The sequence below is a fragment of the Ruegeria intermedia genome (assembly GCF_900129345.1).
GTDB lineage: Bacteria > Pseudomonadota > Alphaproteobacteria > Rhodobacterales > Rhodobacteraceae > Ruegeria > Ruegeria intermedia.
Genome location: NZ_FQVK01000003.1, coordinates 57,633 through 76,893 on the forward strand (window position 1 = coordinate 57,633; position 19,261 = coordinate 76,893).

Genomic DNA, 19,261 nt, shown 5'->3' on the forward strand with positions numbered 1-19,261 from the left:
TCAGGCGCCGGGCGGGGGCGGCGGCAGGATCGTGAACAGCTGCGCCAGCTCCTGCACATCACCCGCCTTCTTCCAGCCGTCCTGACCGGGCGTCCACACGAAAGTGTCCCGTGTAATCTCGCCCTCACTGGCCATGCGGCCCATCTTGGCCTTCGAGAACGGGCCGCTGGTCTGGCCGTCCACCGCGATATGCCACACATGCTCGACCGGCGGCGGGGGCGGCGGGGCCACATGCGCGGCCGCTTGCGGGGCAGCGGGCGCGGGCGCGCCCCACGGGCCTGACGGCCGACCCGCTGCCATGTTCGACATCTGGTTCGCCATTGCCATGCCCATGCCCATGCCAAGGCCAGCACCCATGCCGCCGCCACCGTTCGGGTTGCTGGCGGCCGCCGTCATCGCCTCGGCCGCGGAATACTGGGTGAATTTGCCAAGATCCCCCGCCAGCCCCATCGAGGTGCGCTTGTCCAGCGCCGCCTCGACCGCCGGCGGCAACGAGATGTTCTCGATGTAGAATTCCGGCATCTCCAACCCATAACCGTCCAGCACGGGCGAGACCTCGGCCGCGACCAGCTTGCCCAGATCGGCGGTGTTGGCCGCCATGTCCAGAACCGGAATGCCCGAGCCTGCGATGACCCGGCTGAATTCCTGCACGATGATGTTGCGGATCTGAAAGCTGATCTCGTCCATGGTGAATTCGCCATCGGTGCCCACGATCTCGACCAGGAAACGGGCCGGGTCCTTCACCCGGATCGTGTAGGTGCCATAGGCACGGATCCGGGTCGGGCCGAATTCCGGGTCGCGCAGCATGATCGGGTTTTTGGTGCCCCATTTCAGGTCGTTGAACCGGGTCGTGTTGACGAAATAGATCTCGGACTTGAACGGCGACTGGAACCCGTGATCCCAGTGCTGCAGCGTCGTCATGATCGGCATGTTGTTGGTTTCAAGCATGTAGAGGCCCGGCGTGAACACGTCGGCCAGCTGGCCTTCGTGAACGAATACGGCCGCCTGACCCTCGCGCACGGTCAGCTTGGCGCCATACTTGATCTCGTGGCCTTCGCGCTCGAACCGCCAGACCATCGTGTCGCGGGTGTCGTCCACCCAATGAATGACATCAATGAATTCTCCGGTCAGAAAATCGAAAATTCCCATCTGGGTTCTCCTGTCATCGGGGTCAGAGCGACTGCCCCATCAATTCACGGGCGATGATCCGCACCACCGGCGCGGCCTCCAGCGCGGTCATGCCGGGTTTCAGGCGCGGATCATACAACATCGTCAGCAGCTTTTCGTCATGGCTGGTCAGCAAGGCGAATTCGTCGTCATCATTGAAGATCGACGGCCGCGCCCGGGGGCTGTCATTGGGCAGCCCCAGCCCCTGGGCAAGTTCCTCGTGGATGCAGCTCAGACGCATGAGGTCGGGTTGTTCGGCGCGCACCAGGGCGACGGCGCGCGTATATGTATTCGGCGCTCCGCGCGTGGCCGAAGCGAAGACGAAACAATAGAACGAGCGCGGCAGATCCGCGAACAGATCCAGCTGCTCTTGCGTGATGCCGGGGATCAGCTGACGCAGCCGGGCCTGCACGTATTCGGTGTCATCCTGCCCGGCGAAAAAGACGAAGAAATTGCCATTGCGGCTGACGGAGGACACGGGATGGCTGGTCAGGTCTGCCAGCCGTGCCGAGAAGGCCTGCACCTGTGTACTGTCCGCTGCGCGGCGCTGGGGCGGAACCGAGGGGCCGAACTCGACCGCGACGCGGACGGGGTTGGCCCAGCGGCTCAGGCGCCCACCAACGCGTCGCCCGCCCGCCGAAACCGTCGTGCCGGGATACTCGTTGAAGAACGCAATGGTTTCGAAATTCCGCGCCAGATCGTCGGCGTCATACGGGGTATCCGGCCCGCCCCCGTCGGTGCGCAGCAGGCCGCGTGTCAGCAGGTCGCGCTCGACCCGCTCGTAATAGCGGGCCAGGTCCCGGCTGGCGGCCGAAGGTTCAACGTAGACATCAGCGGATGGAGCAGCCTCGGGGCGGGCCTGCGGCGCCAGCGACGTCTTGAGCGCATCGTCGCAGCCGGCGACGACCAGCAATGCACCCAAGCCGCAGATGCGCCCAAGAAGATGCCTCATCCGCATGCACGCAGCCCTTATTTCGGCACGGCCGTTCCGGCAGTGTCGCCCAACCCGTCCTTGCGGGCCTTGGCCGAGGCCAGCGTGTCGCGCAGTTCCGCCTCCATCTTCTTCAGCTCTTGTTCGGCGGCGGCGCGGCGGGCCTTGCCCTCGTCGGCGATGGCGAGGCTTTCATTGATCGTGCCGATCAGATCCTCGTTGGCCTTTTTCACCGCCTCGATGTCAAACACACCGCGCTCCATTTCCTCGCGGATCATCTTGTTCGACTGGCGCAGGTTCGCGGCGTTCGAGGTCAGCAACTCGTTCGTCAGATCATTGGCGTCGCGTACGGCGGCGGCGGCCTCGGCGCTGCGCTGGATGGTGACCGCCTGCGCCAGCTGGGTTTCCCAAAGCGGCACGGTGTTCACCAGCGTCGAGTTGATCTTGGTCACCAGAGACTTGTCGTTTTCCTGAACCAGCCGGATCGAGGGCAGCGATTGCATCGTCACCTGCCGCGTCAGCTTCAGGTCGTGCACGCGCCGTTCCAGATCGTCGCGGGCCGCCCGCAGGTCGCGCAGTTCCTGCGCCTTCATCACCTGCTGATCTTCCGGTGCGGCCTTCACCTCGGCTTCTTTCTCGGGGATGTCGTGGCTGTCCAGCTCGGTCAGCTTTTCTTCGCCGGCCGCGATGTACAACGCCAGTTCATCATAGAAATCCAGCGTCTTTTCATACAGCAGGTCCAGCGACTTGATGTCCTTCAGCAGCGTGTGTTCATGCGACAGAAGGTTGTCGGTGATCCGGTCGATCTGATCCTGCACCTCTTCGTAGCGCGCAGTGAACTTGGCGAAAGGCGCGGCGCGGCCCAGCAGTTTCTCCCACCAGCTGCGCTCGCGGCGCACGTCCAGTTCGGACACGGAAAAGCCGCGGATCGTGGTGACGATGTCGCGCAGGCTGTCGCCGGCAGGGCCGACATCCTTGTTGCGCACGTCGGCCAGCATGGCCTGGCTGATTTCCTGCAGCTCGGCCTGTGCCGCCGACCCGAAAGACACGATCGAGTTGGTGTCGCCCATGTCGATCTCGGCCATGCGCTTGCGGATCTCGGCGCGCACCGGTTCGTCGGCGTCTTCCAGTGGCACGATCTCGGAGTTCGGTTCGGGCAATGCGACGGCTGCAACTTCCTGAACCAGCGTTTCGGCCTCGGCCGCCTTTTTCTTGATTTCGTCAGACATGAGAAGCTTCCCTGTTTTTGGTTTGGCCGGTCAGTCCAGCCGGACGCCTTCGCGCTGCAGTCGTTCGCGCAGCACGTCGATTTCGACCGTCAGATCACTGCGGTCATCCAACAGCATTTTGCGGGTGCGGGCCGAGAAATTCTGCTCGAGGTCGTCCAGCAGCGCCGAGTAATCGGACAGAGCCTGCGGGTCGCGGGTGCGCGCATAGACATCGGCAAACTTGATCGTCGCATCGCGGGCGCCCTGCAGATAGACGGTCAGGTATTTGCGGGCACCGGCCAGATCGCGCGGGTCCTCCTCGACCGTGCGGAACAGGTCGCGGGCGGTGGTCTGGAACCGTTCGACGCGGGCCTCGATCCTGCGGTCGCCGGCCCGTTTGATGGCATCCGACATCTGGTTCAGATGTGCTTCGGCATCTTCGACCACCCGGGCGACCCGGTCCTGTTGATAGGTGTCCACACCTTCCATGCCTTTGTTTTTCATCGGGTCGAGCCCGAAGGCGACCGAATGCAGGGCCGTGGCCACGCCGCCGAACAGGACAGGCGCCAGCAGGCTGACCTGGCTGGCGGCCTCGGCATCCAGATAGTCGTTGCGATAGGCGGCCAGACCCACCCCCAGCCCGGTCAAAACGGATGAAAAGATCTTGCGGGGAACGGCTGGGCGGCGCGCGGTGCGGCGTGCGTTGTAGGCATCCTCGGCCTTCAACCCTTCGCGCAGCAGAAAGGCCGCAGCGGTCAGAAGGCCGGCGGCGACCAATCCAAGGGTCATCCCGATCGCGCCGTCGTTGAGCGACAGAAAGACCAGCGGGATCGCCGGAACGAACATCACATTGGCGCGGGCGCCGACCGGATTCACCCGGGCGCCATCGTATTGCCCGCGCGGGGCGGGCGCGTCGGTGTCGGACTGGCCTTCGGGGCTGAACTTTCCGCCGTATCGCTTGGCCATGGCGTCAGAGCCCCCCAAGCCAACCGGTGCAGACGCCGAACAATAGCACCAACAGGGCCGCATAGGCCATTTTTTGCACTCCGGTCCCGGACATGGTGTCCTCCATCTGCGGCGGTCCCTTGAAAATCTAGTGGATCAAGGGGCTTGGCGCTAGGGGGAAGGTTCGCTTGCCGGCGTCAACTGCGCGATTTCCGCCCGACGGGCTTGCGATTGCGCTGGGGTCGTGCCGGGCGTTTGGGGGGCGAGGGCTTTTCCTCGGGGTCCAGCCCCAACTGATCGCGCAGAACCCGGCGGCGGATTTCCTCGACCTCGCCGGGTTTGAGATTGCCCAGCTGGAATGGCCCGTAGGACACGCGCAACAGCCGGTTCACGGTAAAGCCGATGTCTTCGATCGCGCGGCGGATTTCCCGGTTCTTGCCCTCGCGCAGTCCGATCGTCAGCCATGCATTCGCGCCTTGCTGGCGGTCCAGCGTCACGGTCATGGGCTGAAACTTTTCGCCTTCGATCACAAGACCTTGGCGCAGGGGGGCGAAATCCTCGTCCTTGGGGCGGCCGTTGATCCGCACCCGGTATTTGCGCAGCCAGCCGGTCGAAGGCAGTTCGAGCTTGCGTTTTATCGCTCCGTCATTGGTCAGCAGCAGCAGGCCCTCGGAATTCAGGTCCAGCCGGCCGACGCTCATGACGCGGGGCATGTCCTCGGGCAGGTTGTCGAAGATCGTGGGGCGACCCTTTTCGTCGCGGTTCGTGGTCACAAGGCCGGTTGGCTTGTGATACAGCCACAGGCGCGCGGGTTCGGGCTCGGCCACGGGCTTGCCGTCGACGGTGATCCTGTCGCCGGTCGTAACGTTCAGCGCCGGGCTTTCGATGGTCTTGCCGTTCACGGTCACGCGGCCCGCTTCGATCATGCGTTCGGCCTCGCGGCGCGAGGCGATGCCGGCGCGGGCCAGCACTTTGGCGATCCGGTCGCCAGGAGGAGGGGTGTTGCTCATGCCCTGCGCATAGCGCATCGGCGCGGCTTGCGAAAGGTGGGTTTCTGGGGCAGTCAGGGGCATGGTCTTCAGAACGCATATGGACAAGGCGCTGGAACAGGCGCGCGCGGCGGGTGATCGGGGCGAGGTTCCGGTGGGCGCGGTGATCGTGTCGCCCGATGGCCGGATCATCGCGGCAGACGGCAACCGTACGCGCGAGTTGCATGACCCGACCGCGCATGCCGAGATCCTGGCCCTGCGCGCCGCCTGCCGGGTTGTCGGGTCCGAGCGGCTGACGGGGCATGACCTGTATGTTACGCTGGAGCCCTGTGCCATGTGCGCCGCGGCGCTGGCGGCGGCGCGGATCCGGCGGATCTACTATGGGGCCGCCGATCCGAAATCGGGCGGCGTGGCGCATGGGGCGCGGGTGTTCTCGCACCCTCAGGCGCATCACAGGCCGGAGGTCTATGACGGCATCGCGGCCGAGGACTGCGCCCGGTTGCTGCGCGACTTCTTTGCCGCGCAGCGCGGTGGCGGCGGGCCCAAAGGCTGAGGCGCGCTCAGGCCGGTTTCACGACCAGTTCGCGGGGTATGTCGGCCAAGGGTTGCCCGCCCGTCGGCGTGACCACGAAGGTCTCGGTGATGGCCAGCCCCCAATCGGGGGTCCACAGGCCCGGCATCAGGTGAAAGGTCATGTTGTCCTGCAGAACGGTGCTGTCGCCGGGGCGCAGGCTCATGGTGCGCTCGCCCCAATCGGGGGGATAGCTCAGGCCCACCGGATAGCCGGTGCGATTGCCTTTGACATAGCCGGCCCGGGCAAAGCTGTCATAGACGCAGGCGGCGATCTCTTCGCAGGTGGCGCCGGGGCGGGCGGCGGCCAGCGTGTCCTCGATCGCGGTGAGGATCGCGGTTTCCGCGCGCCGGATATCGGCAGGCGGGTCACCCAGAAACAGGCTGCGGCTGGCCGGGCAGTGATAGCGGCGGTGGCAGCCCGAGATTTCGAAATAGGTCGCCTCGCCCGGTGTCAGCGGACGGTCGTTCCAGGTGATGTGCGAGGCCGAGGCCTCGGTCCCCGAGGGCGCGATGGGCGCGATCGCGGGATAGTCGCCCGCAAGTCCCGGCAGCCCGGCGATGCCCGCCGCCTGAACCTCGGCCACGAGCACGTTCTTGGGAACCCCGGCGCGGAACCCGTCGCGCAGCACCGCGTGCATATGCGCGGTCAACTGCCCGGCCTTGCGCATCAAGGCGATCTCGGCCTCGCTTTTGACCGCACGCTGCCAGTTCACCAACCCGGTCGCGTCGACCAGCGCATCGCGGCCGAACGCGGTCTCAAGGATCCGGTGGCTGGCGGCCGAGTAGTAATAATTGTCCATCTCGACACCCAGATGGGTCGTCCAGCCGTGGTCGCGCAGCAGCGATGCCAGCGAATCGACCGGGTGATGGTCGGGGTGCTGCACATGTTCTTCGGGCCAGTCGAACAGGTTGTCCGGGTCCAGCCAGGTGGTCTGCGCCGCGCCGGGCTTGTCCTGCGTCCGGCCCCACCACAGAGGCGCGCCGTCGCGCGGGACGATCACCATCTGCGGGACGTAGAAGCTCCAGCCGTCATAGCCCGTCAGCCAGGCCATGTTCGACGGGTCCGCAACCAGCAGGGTTTCGACACCCCGCTGGGCCATCGCGGACCGGGTCTTGGCCAGCCGCGCCGCGTATTCTTCCGCCGAGAAGGCCAGCGCGGGCGTCAAAGCCCGATCTCCTGCAGGACCTCGGGTTCGATTACGGAAACGCCCGGCAGCCCATCCGCCAAGTCCTTGGCCGATTGTTCCAGGATCGGGAAAGTCCGATAGTGGCAGGGGATCACCGTCTTGAAGTCGAAATACCGCCGGGCGGCATAGGCGGCGGCTTTCATGTCCATCGTGAAATAACCGCCCGCCGACAGGATGCCGATATCGGGTTTGTAGTAGTCGCCGATCCACTCCATGTCGGCCATGATCGTGGTGTCGCCCGAGACATAGACCGTGTGACCATCGGCCGACAGGATGAAGCCCACCTCGGACCCGCCGGCGCGCGGGCCATCGGGTGTGGCGAAGGTCGAGCTGTGCGAGGCCGGCACCATGTCGACCTTGACCCCGTTCAGATCGACCCGGCCGCCCTTGTTGAAGCCGATGGTCTCGATCCCTTCGGCCTCGGCCCAATGCGCCATGACGTCGTATTGGCCCACGACGGGAATGTTCAGGCGTTTGGCCAGCGGCAGAACGTCGGCGACGTGGTCGAAATGCGCGTGGGTCAGCAGGATATGCGTGGCGCCTTGAACGGCGGCCTCGTGCTGATCCTCGGGCAGCATCGGGTTCCCGCTCAGCCAGGGGTCGATCAGCAGGACCTGCCCTGCCGTCTGAATGCGGAACCCGCTGTGACCCAACCAGGTGATTTTCATGACAGATCCTCCTGAAACCGGTTCAGGGTCAGCCTAGCATCGGCTATGTAAAAATCCATGGACTGGATGCGCGAAATCGACGGCTATTGCGAGCGCCTGTCGCCGGCCTATTGGGCCGAACCCGTAAACGCCGTGACCAACGCGGCCTTTCTGCTGGCGGCATGGGTGATGTGGCGGCGGGTGCGGGGGCAGGGTCTGCCCTTGGCCAACCTGCTGGTCGCCATTTTGGCGGTGATCGGCATTGGCAGCTATCTGTTCCACACCCATGCGCGGGTCTGGGCCGCGCTGGCGGATACGACGCCGATCTTGCTGTTCATCCTGGTCTATATCTTCGCCGTGAACCGGGACATCTGGCGGCTGTCCACGCCGAAGGCGGCGGTGCTGACGGCCTTGTTCATCCCCTATGCGGCGCTGACCATTCCGCTGTTTCAACTGGTTCCCGGGCTGGGCGGGTCGGCCGCATATGCTCCGGTGCCGTTGCTGATCCTGATCCATGCGTATCTTTTGCGCGCGCGCAGGCCGCAAGAGGCCCGGGGTCTGGCGATCGGGGCCGCGATCCTGATCGCGTCGATCGCCTTTCGCGCGCTCGATGCTCCGCTTTGCGCCCGCGTCCCGATGGGAACGCATTTCATGTGGCACCTCCTGAACGCCACCATGCTGGGCTGGATGATCGAGGTGTACCGCCGGGCCATGATGGATGCGGTCAGTCCGGCAGGCGTCGCGCCACGTAGAACCCATAGCTGACATAGTCGGAATAGGTTTCATACAAAGCGATCTCGGCCTGTTCGGCATCGACAATGGCTTTGGCTTGCTCGGAATGGCCATGTCGGTCGAGAAAGGCAGGGAAGCTGCGTTTCAGGGGGAGGTAGTAGTTCTCCATCCAGCAGTCGGTGCCCAGCGGGAAATAGCCGACAGGTTCATAGCCGGCGGTCTCGATCTGGCGGATCTTCCGGCCGGCGGTCGCAACTTCGGGATAGGCGGCATCCCAATGCCGTGTCAGCGGTTCGGGGCGTCGATCGGTCAGCCAGGTCAGTTCGGACACAGCCAGGACCCCGCCGGGTTTCAGGAACCGACGCCAAGCGGTCAGGCCGTTTTCGAACCCCATGTTGTAGATCGCGCCTTCCGACCAGATTACGTCAAGGCTGGCATCGTCGAAGGGCAGGTCCTCCATCGATGCCTCAAGCGTCTGAACCCGGTCCGCCAGACCCAAGCCCTGCGCGCGTCTGTTCAGCTCGGCCAGAAACTCCGGCAGGAAATCCACTGCCGTCACCGATGCGCCCAGATGGCGCGCAAGGCAGAAGGCCGCGGCTCCGGTTCCGCAGCCGATGTCGGCGATCTTCAGCCCGGGATCGGCTTGCACGCCCGAAAGCTTCAGCGCCAGTTGCGTTGCCGCGTCGCTGCCGGGGCCTTGCCGGTCGTTGGGCAGGTGCAGGTCGATCAACAGCTGCATGTCATCGGTCATTACGCGTCAATCCTTGAAGGCGCGGGCCAGGTCTTCCGGCAGGTCGAATTCGTCCAGAACGCGTCGGCGCGCCTCGGCCGACATCTTGCGGGCGGTCTTTTCGACGATGCGTTGAATTTTTTCGTCCGAGTGTTTCGCGGCGAAGGGCGCAAAATACCATTTCAGAAAGACAAAGCAGATCACGTCCTCCAGCGCCTGAACGTCGTCGTCGCGCTTGATGCCCTGCTTGCGCAACATACGACAGGCGGCGTCGATCTCGGCCTGATCGTACCCGGCCTCGGACATCAGCTCGGCCACGACCTGCGCGTGATGCTCGGCCTGGGCCTTGCGCCAGGCCAGATAGCCCGCGCGCCCCTCGGGGTATTCCGAGCGGGCCAGCTTCCAGCGCTCGACATGCTGACCGCGGGCGGCGATCTGCAGCGGTTCCGAGGCGTCGGGGAACAGTCGATCCAACTCGGCGCTCATCCGTTCGCCATAAAGCAGCGCGGCGGGGCGACCGTCTTCCTGGGTGGGGTCGGCCGAATTTGCTGCGTCGATTGCGCTCAGAACCTTCTGCTTGCGCTCCGTCATGGCACCTCCTGCGTTCGTCAAATGGGGTCGGGAAACCTGGTTGCGCCAGCCCGATACTGCGTGGTGCATGTACGATAAGACATAGCGCCACAACAAAAAAGCGCCGACCCGTTCAGGGCCGGCGGCGCCACGAGGGCAGGTAGGGGACCGGGCCGGAAAAAAGGGGGAAACCGGCCCGATCCAACAGGGAGGCAAGAAGGAAGTCAGTTTCGGGGCGAGGTTTTCTCCTGGCTCACCTGATCCGAAGGGTGCTGATCGGGAAAGGACAGCGTCGGGGTCAGGTCGCCCATCGGGACCCCCAGCGCAAAGGCCGGAGCCGCTGCGGTGGCAAGAACTACGGACAGTGCGATCATGGTCGATTTCATCGGCTTTCTCCGAACTGAACTGTTTGGTTCATACTATAAGGGGGCGCGGCGCGCGGACTTCAAGTCAAAAACTGAACGAACCGGTTCACTTTTTTGCATGGCGGGTATTCCGAATCGGTCTGGCCCGGCCATTCCCGGGCGCAGGCGGTCTTGCGACTGCTGCACCAGAGGGGTAAATGCCCCTGTAACGCACACGAGGGTTTCCCATGTCGATTGACCAAAGCACCGCCGCCAAGGTGGCCAAACTGGCCCGGATCAAGGTCGAGGATGACGCGCTGCCGGCGCTGGCCTCGGAGTTCAACACGATCCTGGGGTTCATCGAACAGCTGAACGAAGTTGACGTCGAGGGAGTCGAGCCGATGGTCTCGGTGACACCGATGCGGCTCAAGCGCCGCGAGGACGTGGTGACCGACGGGAACATGCAGGACAAGATCCTGTCGAACGCCCCCGACGCGCGCGAGGGCTTTTTCGCGGTTCCCAAGGTGGTGGAGTAAGACATGAGCGATCTGAACAAACTGGGCCTGGCCGAGGCCCGCGACGCGCTGCGCAAGGGCGAAACCACCTCGGTCGAACTGACCGAGGCCTGCCTCAAGGCCATCGACGCGGCCGACGCGCTCAATGCCTTCGTCCACAAGACGCCCGAGATCGCGCTGGAACGCGCCAAGGCCGCCGATGAGCGCATCAAGGCCGGCGACGCGCCCGCCATGTGCGGTCTGCCCATCGGCATCAAGGACCTGTTCTGCACCAAGGGCGTGCCCAGCCAGGCGGCCAGCCGCATCCTGGAGGGCTTCAAGCCCGAATACGAATCGACTGTCTCGCAGCAACTGGCCGATGCCGGCGCGGTGATGCTGGGCAAGCTGAACATGGACGAATTCGCGATGGGCTCGTCCAACGAAACCTCGGTCTATGGCAACGCGGTCAGCCCGTGGCGGCGCGGCAATGACGATGCGCAACTGACCCCCGGCGGTTCGTCGGGCGGGTCTGCGGCCGCCGTCGCGGCCGATCTGTGCCTTGCGGCGACCGGCACCGATACCGGCGGCTCGATCCGCCAGCCTGCTGCCTTCACCGGCATCACCGGTATCAAGCCGACCTATGGCCGTTGCTCGCGCTGGGGCATCGTGGCCTTTGCGTCCTCGCTGGATCAGGCCGGGCCGATGACCAAGAACGTGCGCGACGCCGCCATCATGCTCGAGGCGATGTGCGGTCACGACCCCAAGGATTCGACCAGCGCCGACATTCCGGTGCCGAATTTCGAGGCGATGCTGACCGGCGACATCAAGGGCAAGAAGATCGGCATCCCCAAGGAATACCGGATGGACGGCATGCCCGCCGAGATCGAAAAGCTGTGGGCCGATGGCGCCGAGATGCTGCGTGATGCAGGGGCCGAGATCGTGGACATCTCGCTGCCGCACACCAAATACGCGCTGCCGGCCTATTACGTGATCGCGCCCGCTGAGGCGTCGTCGAACCTGGCGCGCTATGACGGCGTGCGCTATGGCCGCCGTGCGCAGCTGGCGCAGGGCGACGGCATCACCGAGATGTATGAAAAGACCCGTGCCGAGGGCTTTGGCCACGAGGTGCAGCGTCGGGTCATGGTCGGCACCTATGTGCTGTCGGCCGGTTTCTACGACGCCTACTACAACCGCGCGCGCAAGGTGCGGACGCTGATCAAGAAAGACTTCGAGGACGTGTTCGCCGCGGGCGTCGATGCGATCCTGACGCCGGCCACGCCCTCGGCCGCCTTCGGCCTGGGCGAGATGACCGAGGCCGACCCGGTTCAGATGTATCTCAACGACGTCTTCACCGTGACGGTCAACCTTGCCGGTCTGCCGGGCATCTCGGTGCCGGCGGGGCTGGACAAGCAGGGGCTGCCGCTGGGGCTGCAACTGATCGGCCGCCCGTGGGAAGAGGGCGACCTGCTGAACACCGCCTACGCGCTCGAAGCTGCCGCGGGGTTCGTGGCCAAGCCGGGGAAATGGTGGTAACGGTCGGTCGACCCGACCGCTGCAAGAACGGAGCAGTCCGATGCGCAAGATGCTTGTGATCCCCGTGTGCGCCGTCGTCGCCGCTTGCGATACGGTGGCGCCGGTTCAGGGCACGGGGTTCAATACGCCGCAATACCAGGCCCAGCGCGAGGCGCAACTGGCGGGGCAGGGCGCTGTAGGCAATCCGCTGCTGCCGCCCCCAGCCATCTCGCAGGAGCCATGGTCGGCCGAGCCCTCCGCCGATGCCTATTCCACCGATGGCAGCGCCGCGGATATCGCGACTCAAACGGCCGCAGCGCTCGCCAGTACGTCCACCCAGGCACCGGCTCCGGCAACGGTGACGTCGAACGGCATTTCGCAAGAGCAGGATTTTGCCGCGGTCTCAAGCACCCGCAGCATTCAGGATGACGCCGCCCTGATCCAGCGAAACCGTCAGACCTATGAGGTGGTCACCCCGACGGCGGTTCCTCAGCGCAGCGGGGACGACCAGCCCAATATCGTGCAATACGCGCTCTCCACGACCAATCCGGTCGGGGCGCAACTCTATAGCCGGGCAGGGTTCAATCTGCAGGCCAAGGCACAGCGGAACTGCGCCAAATACCCATCGGCAGATCAGGCCCAGATCGATTTCCTGGCCAGCGGCGGGCCCCAACGTGACCGCAAGGGCCTGGACCCGGATGGCGACGGCTTTGCCTGCGGCTGGGACCCCAGCCCGTTCCGCAGTGTCGTCGGCAACTGACCTCTCGCCGATCTGGCGCCCGTCCCCCAATTTCGGCCCCCGCCGAGATCGGCTGAAGCCATCTCTGGTGGTGCTGCACTACACCGCGATGAACAGCGCCCAATCCGCGCTCGAGCGTTTGTGCGACCCGGCGTCCGAGGTTTCGGCCCACTACCTGATCGGCTGTGACGGAACCCTCTGGCAGATGGTCCGTGAGGAAGATCGCGCCTGGCACGCCGGGGTCGGCGAGTGGCAGGGACAGAGTGATATCAACTCCCGCTCGATCGGGATCGAACTCGACAACCGAGGCGATCACCCATTCGCGCAGGCGCAGATGGCGGTGCTCGAGCGGCTGTTGCCGCAGATCATGGTCCGTTGGTCCATACCGGCCGCCGGCGTGATCGGTCATTCGGATATGGCGCCGGGGCGCAAACACGATCCCGGGCCACGTTTCGACTGGCTGCGACTCGAACGTCAGGGGTTGGCCGCGCCGCGCGCTCACGCCGCCCCTTCGTCGCGGCCCGACGCCCATCACTTCCGCGCCGCGGCCCAAGCTGCCGGCTATACCGCTGCCGTCGATGACGAAACCCTGCTCGCTGCTGTGCGGTTGCGCTTTCGGCCCTGGGGCAGGGGAAGGCTGGCCCCCGAGGACGTGGCGGCATTGCCGCAGCCGCGCCGCCCCGCCTGACCAACATTCATCTGGCCCCTTGTCGCGTCCATTCCTCTCTTGACGTGCCCGGGTCAGGGACATACCCAATTCAATGCGCGGAGGGCCGGATGGCCGCTGGGGCCCAGGCCCGAGAGGAAAGTCCGGACTCCACAAGGCAACGGTGCCGGGTAACGCCCGGGCGGGGAAACCCGACGGAAAGCGCCACAGAAAACAGACCGCCATGACGGATCGGAGGTTCGCCTCTGGCACATCATGGCAAGGGTGAAACGGTGGAGTAAGAGCCCACCGCGCCGCTGGCAACAGCGGCGGCACGGCAAGCCCCACCGGGAGCAATGCCGAATAGGGTCCCCACGCGGTCCGGTCGGCGTCAGCCGATACCGCCGCTAGGCTCGCCTTGGCCGAGAGGGACCGGGTTGGCAGCTCGAGCCGCGCAGCAATGCTCGGCCTAGAGGAATGGTCATCGAAGGGGGCAACCCCGGAACAGGATCCGGCTTACAGGCCCTCCGCGCGTATTTTCTTCATCCTCCGGGCGGTGTGTAGGCCGCCACCAGTTTCGAGGCCTTCTCGGTGATGGCAACAAATTCGTCGGCCGACCAGGCCCGAACCGTCTCGACCCGCGAAACCGCCCCCGAAGCCGCAACGGCCATACCAACGGCCACGGCATCCGTTCCGTCCGGAGCTTCGCTGATGACCACCACGTCGTTGCTGCCGGTCGTCACGTAGAACGCCAGGAGTTTGCCGCCAACCTTCTCCAGCAGCGCCGCCACCGGCCCGGTGCGGTTTTCCGGTTTCTTCAGCATCCCTTTGACACCGGCGTTGGAATAAGAGGCATAGGTGATGAAGACAGGCATGACGATCTCCTCGTGAACGAAATGTGCAGAGCGCTCCACTTGGCCGGCTCCTTGGCCCGGAAGACAGGCTGGCCGCATCAAGCCAATGCGGTGATCAACACCCAGGCTCCCAATCCGATCAAAACGACACCGACAAACGGCGTCAGCCATCCCGCCCGAGGCAACAGCTTTTCCAGCGCGACGTAGACGGCGATTGCGACGATCCACCAAAGGTTCATGATGCCGCCGACGAACAGCAGCGCCATCAAGGCCCAGCAGCAGCCCAAACAGTAGGCTCCGTGCAGGGTGCCGCATCGAAACGCACCCCAACGCCCGGGCCGGTTGTGGTGGATCAGAAAGGCAGTCGGGCTCTGACAATGGCGGAGGCACGCGGATTTCAACCCGCTGAACTGATACATCCCGGCGGCGCAGAGAACGATGCCCGCCAGGACCCCGGACCGGATGGTCATCATCGGACCATCCATCGCTCCGATCTGTTGCAGGCCCCATTGCAGTCCGGTTGCCCCAAGGCTGAACACGGCCCAGGCAAAAATATACCCCGACAGAAAGGCCAGTCCGAAGCTGGCGCTGTGCTGTCTGTCGGGCCCAACCCGTTTCAACGCCACAAACAACAGCGCTGTCGGGGCCGCGCTGGGCGTCATCATCGCGACCATCATCACCCACCACATTGCAAAGACCAATGCGGCGTACCAAAGTGTCCAGACGGCACCGGCCCCCATCGGCATGGGCTGGCCAATTGGACCAGCCATCCGGGTCATCTCGACGGCCGACATCTGCATCCCGACACCGGCGACCGTGTACCAGACCGCACCAGAAACGATCAGAAGGACACTTCCAGCGACGATCAGACGTTCTTTTCGCAGTACTCGCTCGAGGCTGATCGTTCGGGCAGGGCGGGCCTGTTCCGACGCGTCTGCACTATGGCCCGACAACGCCATGACCCGAGATATTGAGATGCGCCAGATGGGCATGTGAGGACTCGAAGGTCAGGTCTATGGCTGAACCGCTTGTCCTGGCCGTTCCCGAGGCGACCTCGGCGTGGCGGTATTCGAATCCGTGCGGCAGTTGGATCGACGCGCGGTGCGGTTGGCCCGAGACGATATGGGCGATCGGCTTGACGTCCACATCGAACACGTTCTTGACCTTCGCGTAGCCGGTCCGGTCTTCGCGGCTCCAGTTCACGTCGATTTCAGCAAACAGTGTCTCATGCTTGGTCGGCGCCATGGCGCTGTAGACATACCACATGGTGGCCATTTCATCGGTGTCCTCACCGGACATGATGGCCTGCAGGGCGGCCCGCTGATCGGCATCCGCCCGTTCGTCGATGATCAGTTGCATCTGCCCGTTGCCTTCGTGAATCGGGCCCGGCCAGTGGTAGACACCCGCGGCGCGCAGGCCGGAAAGATCCGTGTCACCGTAATGGCCGCTTGTGATGTCAAAGACGACCACGGCCTCGCAATTCCCGTGACTGGGCAGGCTGCTGAACTGGCAGGGGCACCCGAAGTCACAGTTGCAATTGGCCAGGGTCTCGCCCTGAAGTTTCCATTCTGTCATGATTTCCCCCAAGCAGGCGTACAAGAAAACTCTGCCGACAGAGGGTTCTGCCCGGTTTCGCTGCCATACACCGCTCAACGTTTGAAATCGGCGTTCTGGGGTGCATGGATGGGATCATATCACGAAACCGTGATCTCTCCAAACCGGGCGCTGATCTCCGGCATGACGGATTCCGCGATTTGTGCTGAAAGACCGCCGATTCCGGTTGACTCGGACGCGCGAGCGGGTAAAAGCGCACGCTCATAGGAATTCAACCGAAAGGCCCCTGCCTTTTCGGACGCAGGAGATAACCATGGCGAAGCCGACGACAATCAAGATCCGTCTGAACTCGACCGCGGGCACGGGCCACTTCTACGTGACCAAAAAGAACGCGCGCACCATGACCGAGAAAATGACCGTGCGCAAATACGACCCGGTCGCTCGCAAGCATGTCGAGTACAAGGAAGGCAAGATCAAGTAATCTGCCTTGTCAGACGCAAGACGTAAAAGGGTCCTGACGCGGTCAGGGCCCTTTCTTGTTTTCAGACCGGTGGTTCACCGGTTCGCCCATTTCGCGCGTTGCAGTGGTGCATCAGCATACCGGGTATTCTGTTCGCCTGCGGGTTGCTTTTGCAGGCACCATGGCCATACGCTTTGGCAAACCTCCACAAAATGTTGAGCGCCATGAAAAAAATCTTGTTGCCTGCCATCGCCGTTCTGACCCTTTCGGCATGTGAGGATCCTTGGAACCGGCAGGGTGTCGGGTTCACTGGCATTGACGGCGAACCGCGCACCGTGTCCGAGGTCAAGGGCGCCGTGGCCTTTACGCCGCCGGCCACCAACGTCCCGGCCGAGCTTGCCCAGTTGCCGACGGTTCAGGTGCAGACGGACCAGGCCGAGTTCGACAAGATTGCCGGCGTGGCCATCGACAACGGCGGACGCACGGCCGATACCGCAGTGCAGCTCGTCGGCAGCAGCACCGACCTCTTCCTGAGCACGGTCAACGTGAACGGTACTCTGTTTGGTGTTGTCCGAACCGCGAACAACAGCACCAAGGTGGACAATTCGGTGGGGGCGGCATTCGGGCGCGAGACCGAACGTTTCACCGGCTGTCTGGCCGCCGGCGATGTCTACCGCAAGGGCAACTCCTCGCGCAGTTCGGGTTTTGCGGTTCCGTTAAACTGTAGCTGATCAGAACGAATTCGAATTCGGGTTCTGGGACTCTGCCGGTGGGCAGGGTCCTTTTCTTTGGGTGGGCAGGGCAAAAAAAACGGGCCCGGAATGGGCCCGTTTCATGACAGGGTTCTGCCGCTGGTTACTCGCGATTTCCAAGCAGTTGCAGCAGGAACATGAACATGTTGATGAAGTCCAGATACAGGTTCAGCGCACCCATGATCGCGGATTTGCCCAGCCACTCCTGATCGCCGTGCGCGGCGTGCTGAATGTAGGTCGTCTTGATGTTCTGCGTGTCATAGGCGGTCAGGCCCGCAAAGATCAGAACGCCGATGATCGACACGGCGAACATGATGGCGGGCGACTGCAGGAAAATGTTGATCACCATGGCCACGATCAGGCCGATCACGCCCATCATCAGGAACGTTCCCATTCCCGAAAGGTCTTTCTTGGTGACATAGCCATACAGCGACAGGCCGGCGAAGGCGATCGACGTGACCAGGAACACCTGGGCGATCGAGATGCCGGTGAAGGCCACGAAAATCCAGCTCATGCTCAGGCCCATCACGGCGGCGAAAACATAGAAGAACAGCTGCGCGCCGGCGGCGCTGAGACGGTTGATGGCCGCGCCGAAGGCAAAGACCATGATCAGCGGGGCGAACATCACGATCCAGCCCAGGATATTCGGGCTGAGCGTGATCGGGTCGCGGAACACCGACAGCAGCTGCGGGCTGGTGCCAACGGCCCAAGCCACCGCAAACGTGATCAGCATGCCCACGGACATCGTGCCGTAGACCTTGTTCATGTGGGCGCGCAGGCCCTCGTCGATCTGGGCAGAGCGTGTGCCGGCCGCCGTGCGGACGGTGTCGAATTGTGCCATTAAGGGTCTCCCTTGAATCCATTCCGATCCGCGATGCGGACCATTCTCAGGGCAAATATCGGAGAGTCCGGCGCATGTTTCAAGGGTCTTCGCGGCAAAACCCTCGGAATTGCAGGCGAAATCGGCACCGCCGTCACCGGCGGTGTCAGCGTTGCCAAAATGGGGTCAACAGCGGCCCGAGATCCAGATATCCGGCGCATCCCAAATGGGGCGTGCGGCCTCGGCCTCGGCCTGCGCGCGGGTGATGCCGACATCTTTCAGCAGGCGGGCGTCCAGCCGCGCCAGTGCGCGCCTTTGGCGGGGCAAGGAAACAAGGCGCTGCAGCCAGCCGGATTTGTGTGATGCCGACAAAGGGCGGGGAATCGCAACTTGGGTCATGCTTATTGTCCTTTTGTCAAGAAGTGATGGGGGCATGGTGTTCAATCAACTTCCTTGATCTATATGGCGGTTTCTGTCATATTTGAAAAATGAATGTTTATGAATTGAAGCATAAGGAAGTGTGATATGCGAAATCTCGACATCACGACGCTCAGGTCGTTCGTCGCCGTGGCCGATCATGGCGGCGTCACCCGAGCCGCGGGATTTCTGCACCTGACCCAGTCGGCCGTGTCGATGCAGCTGAAGCGGCTCGAGGAATTGCTGGGGCTTGAGCTGCTGGACCGGTCGGGCCGGACGATCGCTCTCACGGCCTCGGGCGAGCAGCTGCTGGCCTATGCGCGGCGCATGGTGGCATTGAATGACGAGGTGATGTCGAAGCTGACCGATCAGGCCTATGAGGGCGAGGTGGTTCTGGGCGTGCCGCATGATATCGTCTATCCGGCAATTCCCCGGGTTCTGCAGCGGTTCAACGCCGACTTCCCCCGTGTGCGCGTACAACTGGTCTCGTCGTATTCGATCCAGTTGAAAGAGATGTTCCGGCGCGGCGAATGCGATGTCATCCTGACGACCGAGGCGTCGAATGGCGATGGCGGCGAAACCATCGCCGAACTGCCTTTGCGTTGGATCGGAGCATCGGGCGGGGCGGCCTGGCGCCGCCGGCCGCTGCCGTTGGCGCTTGGCCGCCGCTGTCTGTTCCGGCCGCAGGTCATCGCGGCGCTGGACGCTGCGGGCATCCCGTGGGAGCTGTCTGTGGAAACGGAAAACGACCGCACGATCGAGGCCACGGTCAGCGCCGATCTGGCCGTGCACGCGATGCTGGAGGGGACCGAGGCCGCGCATCTGGAAAAGATCGATTCGGGCGGCGCGCTGCCCGAATTGCCGGCCCACATGATCAACCTCTATGGCGGCGACATGGGCCGAGGACCGGTGGTCGAGGCTCTGGCCGACCTGGTCCGCCAGAATTTTCGTATGCTGCGGGGCGGGCCGCTGCGCGCGATCGCCAGCTGA

The 19,261-nt window shown here is 64.0% G+C and carries 24 protein-coding genes and 1 other RNA gene; 10 read left to right on the forward strand and 15 right to left on the reverse strand.

Annotation, left to right across the window (positions count from 1 at the left end; translation table 11 throughout):
- The 5 genes from F3H26_RS03170 to F3H26_RS03190 form a co-directional block, all read right to left on the reverse strand.
- Complete coding sequence (locus tag F3H26_RS03170) at positions 1-1,149, reverse strand: SPFH domain-containing protein (protein ID WP_149774630.1); 1,149 nt, start codon at positions 1,147-1,149, stop codon at positions 1-3.
- 22 nt (positions 1,150-1,171) lie between these two features.
- A complete protein-coding gene (locus F3H26_RS03175) occupies positions 1,172-2,125 on the reverse strand; it encodes a DUF2927 domain-containing protein (protein ID WP_149774631.1) in 954 nt (317 codons plus the stop codon).
- 11 nt (positions 2,126-2,136) lie between these two features.
- Positions 2,137-3,327 carry a toxic anion resistance protein gene (locus tag F3H26_RS03180; RefSeq protein WP_149774632.1) on the reverse strand — a complete coding sequence of 397 codons (1,191 nt, stop codon included), beginning with the start codon at positions 3,325-3,327 and terminating at the stop codon, positions 2,137-2,139.
- Between the two features lie 30 nt (positions 3,328-3,357).
- Entirely contained in the window at positions 3,358-4,272 is a 915-nt protein-coding gene (locus tag F3H26_RS03185; RefSeq protein WP_149774633.1) for a 5-bromo-4-chloroindolyl phosphate hydrolysis family protein, read from the reverse strand.
- A 176-nt stretch (positions 4,273-4,448) separates the two neighbouring features.
- Positions 4,449-5,324, reverse strand: coding sequence for a pseudouridine synthase (locus F3H26_RS03190; RefSeq protein WP_149774634.1), 876 nt, complete (start codon positions 5,322-5,324; stop codon positions 4,449-4,451).
- Here F3H26_RS03190 and F3H26_RS03195 point away from each other — a divergent pair.
- Positions 5,323-5,793 (forward strand): nucleoside deaminase, encoded by a 471-nt coding sequence (locus F3H26_RS03195; RefSeq protein WP_149774635.1) that lies wholly within the window; start codon positions 5,323-5,325, stop codon positions 5,791-5,793. The two genes, F3H26_RS03190 and F3H26_RS03195, sit on opposite strands and share 2 nt — an antisense overlap.
- A 7-nt stretch (positions 5,794-5,800) precedes the next feature.
- Here the strand turns inward: F3H26_RS03195 and F3H26_RS03200 are convergent, their stop codons facing one another.
- Complete coding sequence (locus F3H26_RS03200) at positions 5,801-6,979, reverse strand: M24 family metallopeptidase (protein WP_149774636.1); 1,179 nt, start codon at positions 6,977-6,979, stop codon at positions 5,801-5,803.
- Positions 6,976-7,668 carry a metal-dependent hydrolase gene (locus F3H26_RS03205; RefSeq protein ID WP_149774637.1) on the reverse strand — a complete coding sequence of 231 codons (693 nt, stop codon included), beginning with the start codon at positions 7,666-7,668 and terminating at the stop codon, positions 6,976-6,978. The genes F3H26_RS03200 and F3H26_RS03205 overlap by 4 nt, the downstream gene beginning before the upstream one ends.
- Before the next feature lie 57 nt (positions 7,669-7,725).
- Here F3H26_RS03205 and F3H26_RS03210 point away from each other — a divergent pair, with 57 nt between their 5' ends.
- A complete protein-coding gene (locus tag F3H26_RS03210; protein ID WP_149774638.1) occupies positions 7,726-8,412 on the forward strand; it encodes a ceramidase domain-containing protein in 687 nt (228 codons plus the stop codon).
- Here the strand turns inward: F3H26_RS03210 and F3H26_RS03215 are convergent.
- The 3 genes from F3H26_RS03215 to F3H26_RS19350 form a co-directional block, all read right to left on the reverse strand.
- The gene (locus F3H26_RS03215; protein ID WP_149774639.1) at positions 8,372-9,130 is read right to left on the reverse strand and encodes a class I SAM-dependent methyltransferase; all 759 of its coding nucleotides are present in this window, start codon (positions 9,128-9,130) and stop codon (positions 8,372-8,374) included. The two genes, F3H26_RS03210 and F3H26_RS03215, sit on opposite strands and share 41 nt — an antisense overlap.
- A gap of 6 nt (positions 9,131-9,136) precedes the next feature.
- Complete coding sequence (locus F3H26_RS03220) at positions 9,137-9,700, reverse strand: DUF4202 domain-containing protein (protein ID WP_149774640.1); 564 nt, start codon at positions 9,698-9,700, stop codon at positions 9,137-9,139.
- A 203-nt stretch (positions 9,701-9,903) separates the two neighbouring features.
- Positions 9,904-10,065, reverse strand: a complete 162-nt coding sequence (locus F3H26_RS19350) for a hypothetical protein (protein WP_188127677.1) — start codon at positions 10,063-10,065, stop codon at positions 9,904-9,906.
- Positions 10,066-10,271: 206 nt separating this feature from the next.
- Between F3H26_RS19350 and gatC the strand changes: the two genes are divergently transcribed.
- The 5 genes from gatC to rnpB all read left to right on the forward strand — a co-directional run bounded on the left by gatC (position 10,272) and on the right by rnpB (position 13,949).
- Positions 10,272-10,559: an Asp-tRNA(Asn)/Glu-tRNA(Gln) amidotransferase subunit GatC gene (gene gatC, locus F3H26_RS03225; protein ID WP_005981734.1), complete on the forward strand. Its 288-nt coding sequence runs from the start codon at positions 10,272-10,274 to the stop codon at positions 10,557-10,559.
- 3 nt (positions 10,560-10,562) lie between these two features.
- A complete protein-coding gene (gene gatA / locus F3H26_RS03230) occupies positions 10,563-12,050 on the forward strand; it encodes an Asp-tRNA(Asn)/Glu-tRNA(Gln) amidotransferase subunit GatA (RefSeq protein WP_149774641.1) in 1,488 nt (495 codons plus the stop codon).
- A gap of 40 nt (positions 12,051-12,090) precedes the next feature.
- Positions 12,091-12,789, forward strand: a complete 699-nt coding sequence (locus tag F3H26_RS03235) for a hypothetical protein (protein ID WP_149774642.1) — start codon at positions 12,091-12,093, stop codon at positions 12,787-12,789.
- Complete coding sequence (locus F3H26_RS03240) at positions 12,728-13,456, forward strand: N-acetylmuramoyl-L-alanine amidase (protein WP_149774643.1); 729 nt, start codon at positions 12,728-12,730, stop codon at positions 13,454-13,456. Before F3H26_RS03235 ends, F3H26_RS03240 begins: the two co-directional genes overlap by 62 nt.
- 77 nt (positions 13,457-13,533) lie before the next feature.
- Positions 13,534-13,949: RNase P RNA component class A (rnpB, locus tag F3H26_RS03245), an RNA gene on the forward strand.
- Between the two features lie 7 nt (positions 13,950-13,956).
- Here rnpB and F3H26_RS03250 read toward each other — a convergent pair.
- The 3 genes from F3H26_RS03250 to F3H26_RS03260 form a co-directional block, all read right to left on the reverse strand.
- Entirely contained in the window at positions 13,957-14,289 is a 333-nt protein-coding gene (locus tag F3H26_RS03250; RefSeq protein WP_149774644.1) for a GYD domain-containing protein, read from the reverse strand.
- Between the two features lie 77 nt (positions 14,290-14,366).
- Positions 14,367-15,227: a DUF2182 domain-containing protein gene (locus F3H26_RS03255; protein ID WP_149774772.1), complete on the reverse strand. Its 861-nt coding sequence runs from the start codon at positions 15,225-15,227 to the stop codon at positions 14,367-14,369.
- Positions 15,208-15,843 (reverse strand): DUF1326 domain-containing protein, encoded by a 636-nt coding sequence (locus F3H26_RS03260; RefSeq protein WP_149774645.1) that lies wholly within the window; start codon positions 15,841-15,843, stop codon positions 15,208-15,210. Before F3H26_RS03260 ends, F3H26_RS03255 begins: the two co-directional genes overlap by 20 nt.
- A 292-nt stretch (positions 15,844-16,135) precedes the next feature.
- Between F3H26_RS03260 and rpmG the strand changes: the two genes are divergently transcribed.
- The gene (gene rpmG / locus F3H26_RS03265; RefSeq protein WP_005630270.1) at positions 16,136-16,303 is read left to right on the forward strand and encodes a 50S ribosomal protein L33; all 168 of its coding nucleotides are present in this window, start codon (positions 16,136-16,138) and stop codon (positions 16,301-16,303) included.
- 191 nt (positions 16,304-16,494) lie between these two features.
- Positions 16,495-17,013: a lipoprotein gene (locus F3H26_RS03270; RefSeq protein ID WP_149774773.1), complete on the forward strand. Its 519-nt coding sequence runs from the start codon at positions 16,495-16,497 to the stop codon at positions 17,011-17,013.
- 124 nt (positions 17,014-17,137) lie between these two features.
- On the opposite strand, the gene F3H26_RS03275 is transcribed toward F3H26_RS03270, so the two are convergent.
- Both F3H26_RS03275 and F3H26_RS03280 read right to left on the reverse strand, forming a co-directional pair.
- On the reverse strand, positions 17,138-17,875 hold the full coding sequence (locus tag F3H26_RS03275; protein ID WP_149774646.1) for a Bax inhibitor-1/YccA family protein: 738 nt from the start codon (positions 17,873-17,875) through the stop codon (positions 17,138-17,140).
- A 165-nt stretch (positions 17,876-18,040) separates the two neighbouring features.
- Positions 18,041-18,253, reverse strand: a complete 213-nt coding sequence (locus F3H26_RS03280; protein ID WP_149774647.1) for a DUF1127 domain-containing protein — start codon at positions 18,251-18,253, stop codon at positions 18,041-18,043.
- Between the two features lie 126 nt (positions 18,254-18,379).
- On the opposite strand from F3H26_RS03280, the gene F3H26_RS03285 reads away from it, so the two are divergent.
- Positions 18,380-19,261 (forward strand): LysR family transcriptional regulator, encoded by an 882-nt coding sequence (locus F3H26_RS03285; RefSeq protein WP_149774648.1) that lies wholly within the window; start codon positions 18,380-18,382, stop codon positions 19,259-19,261.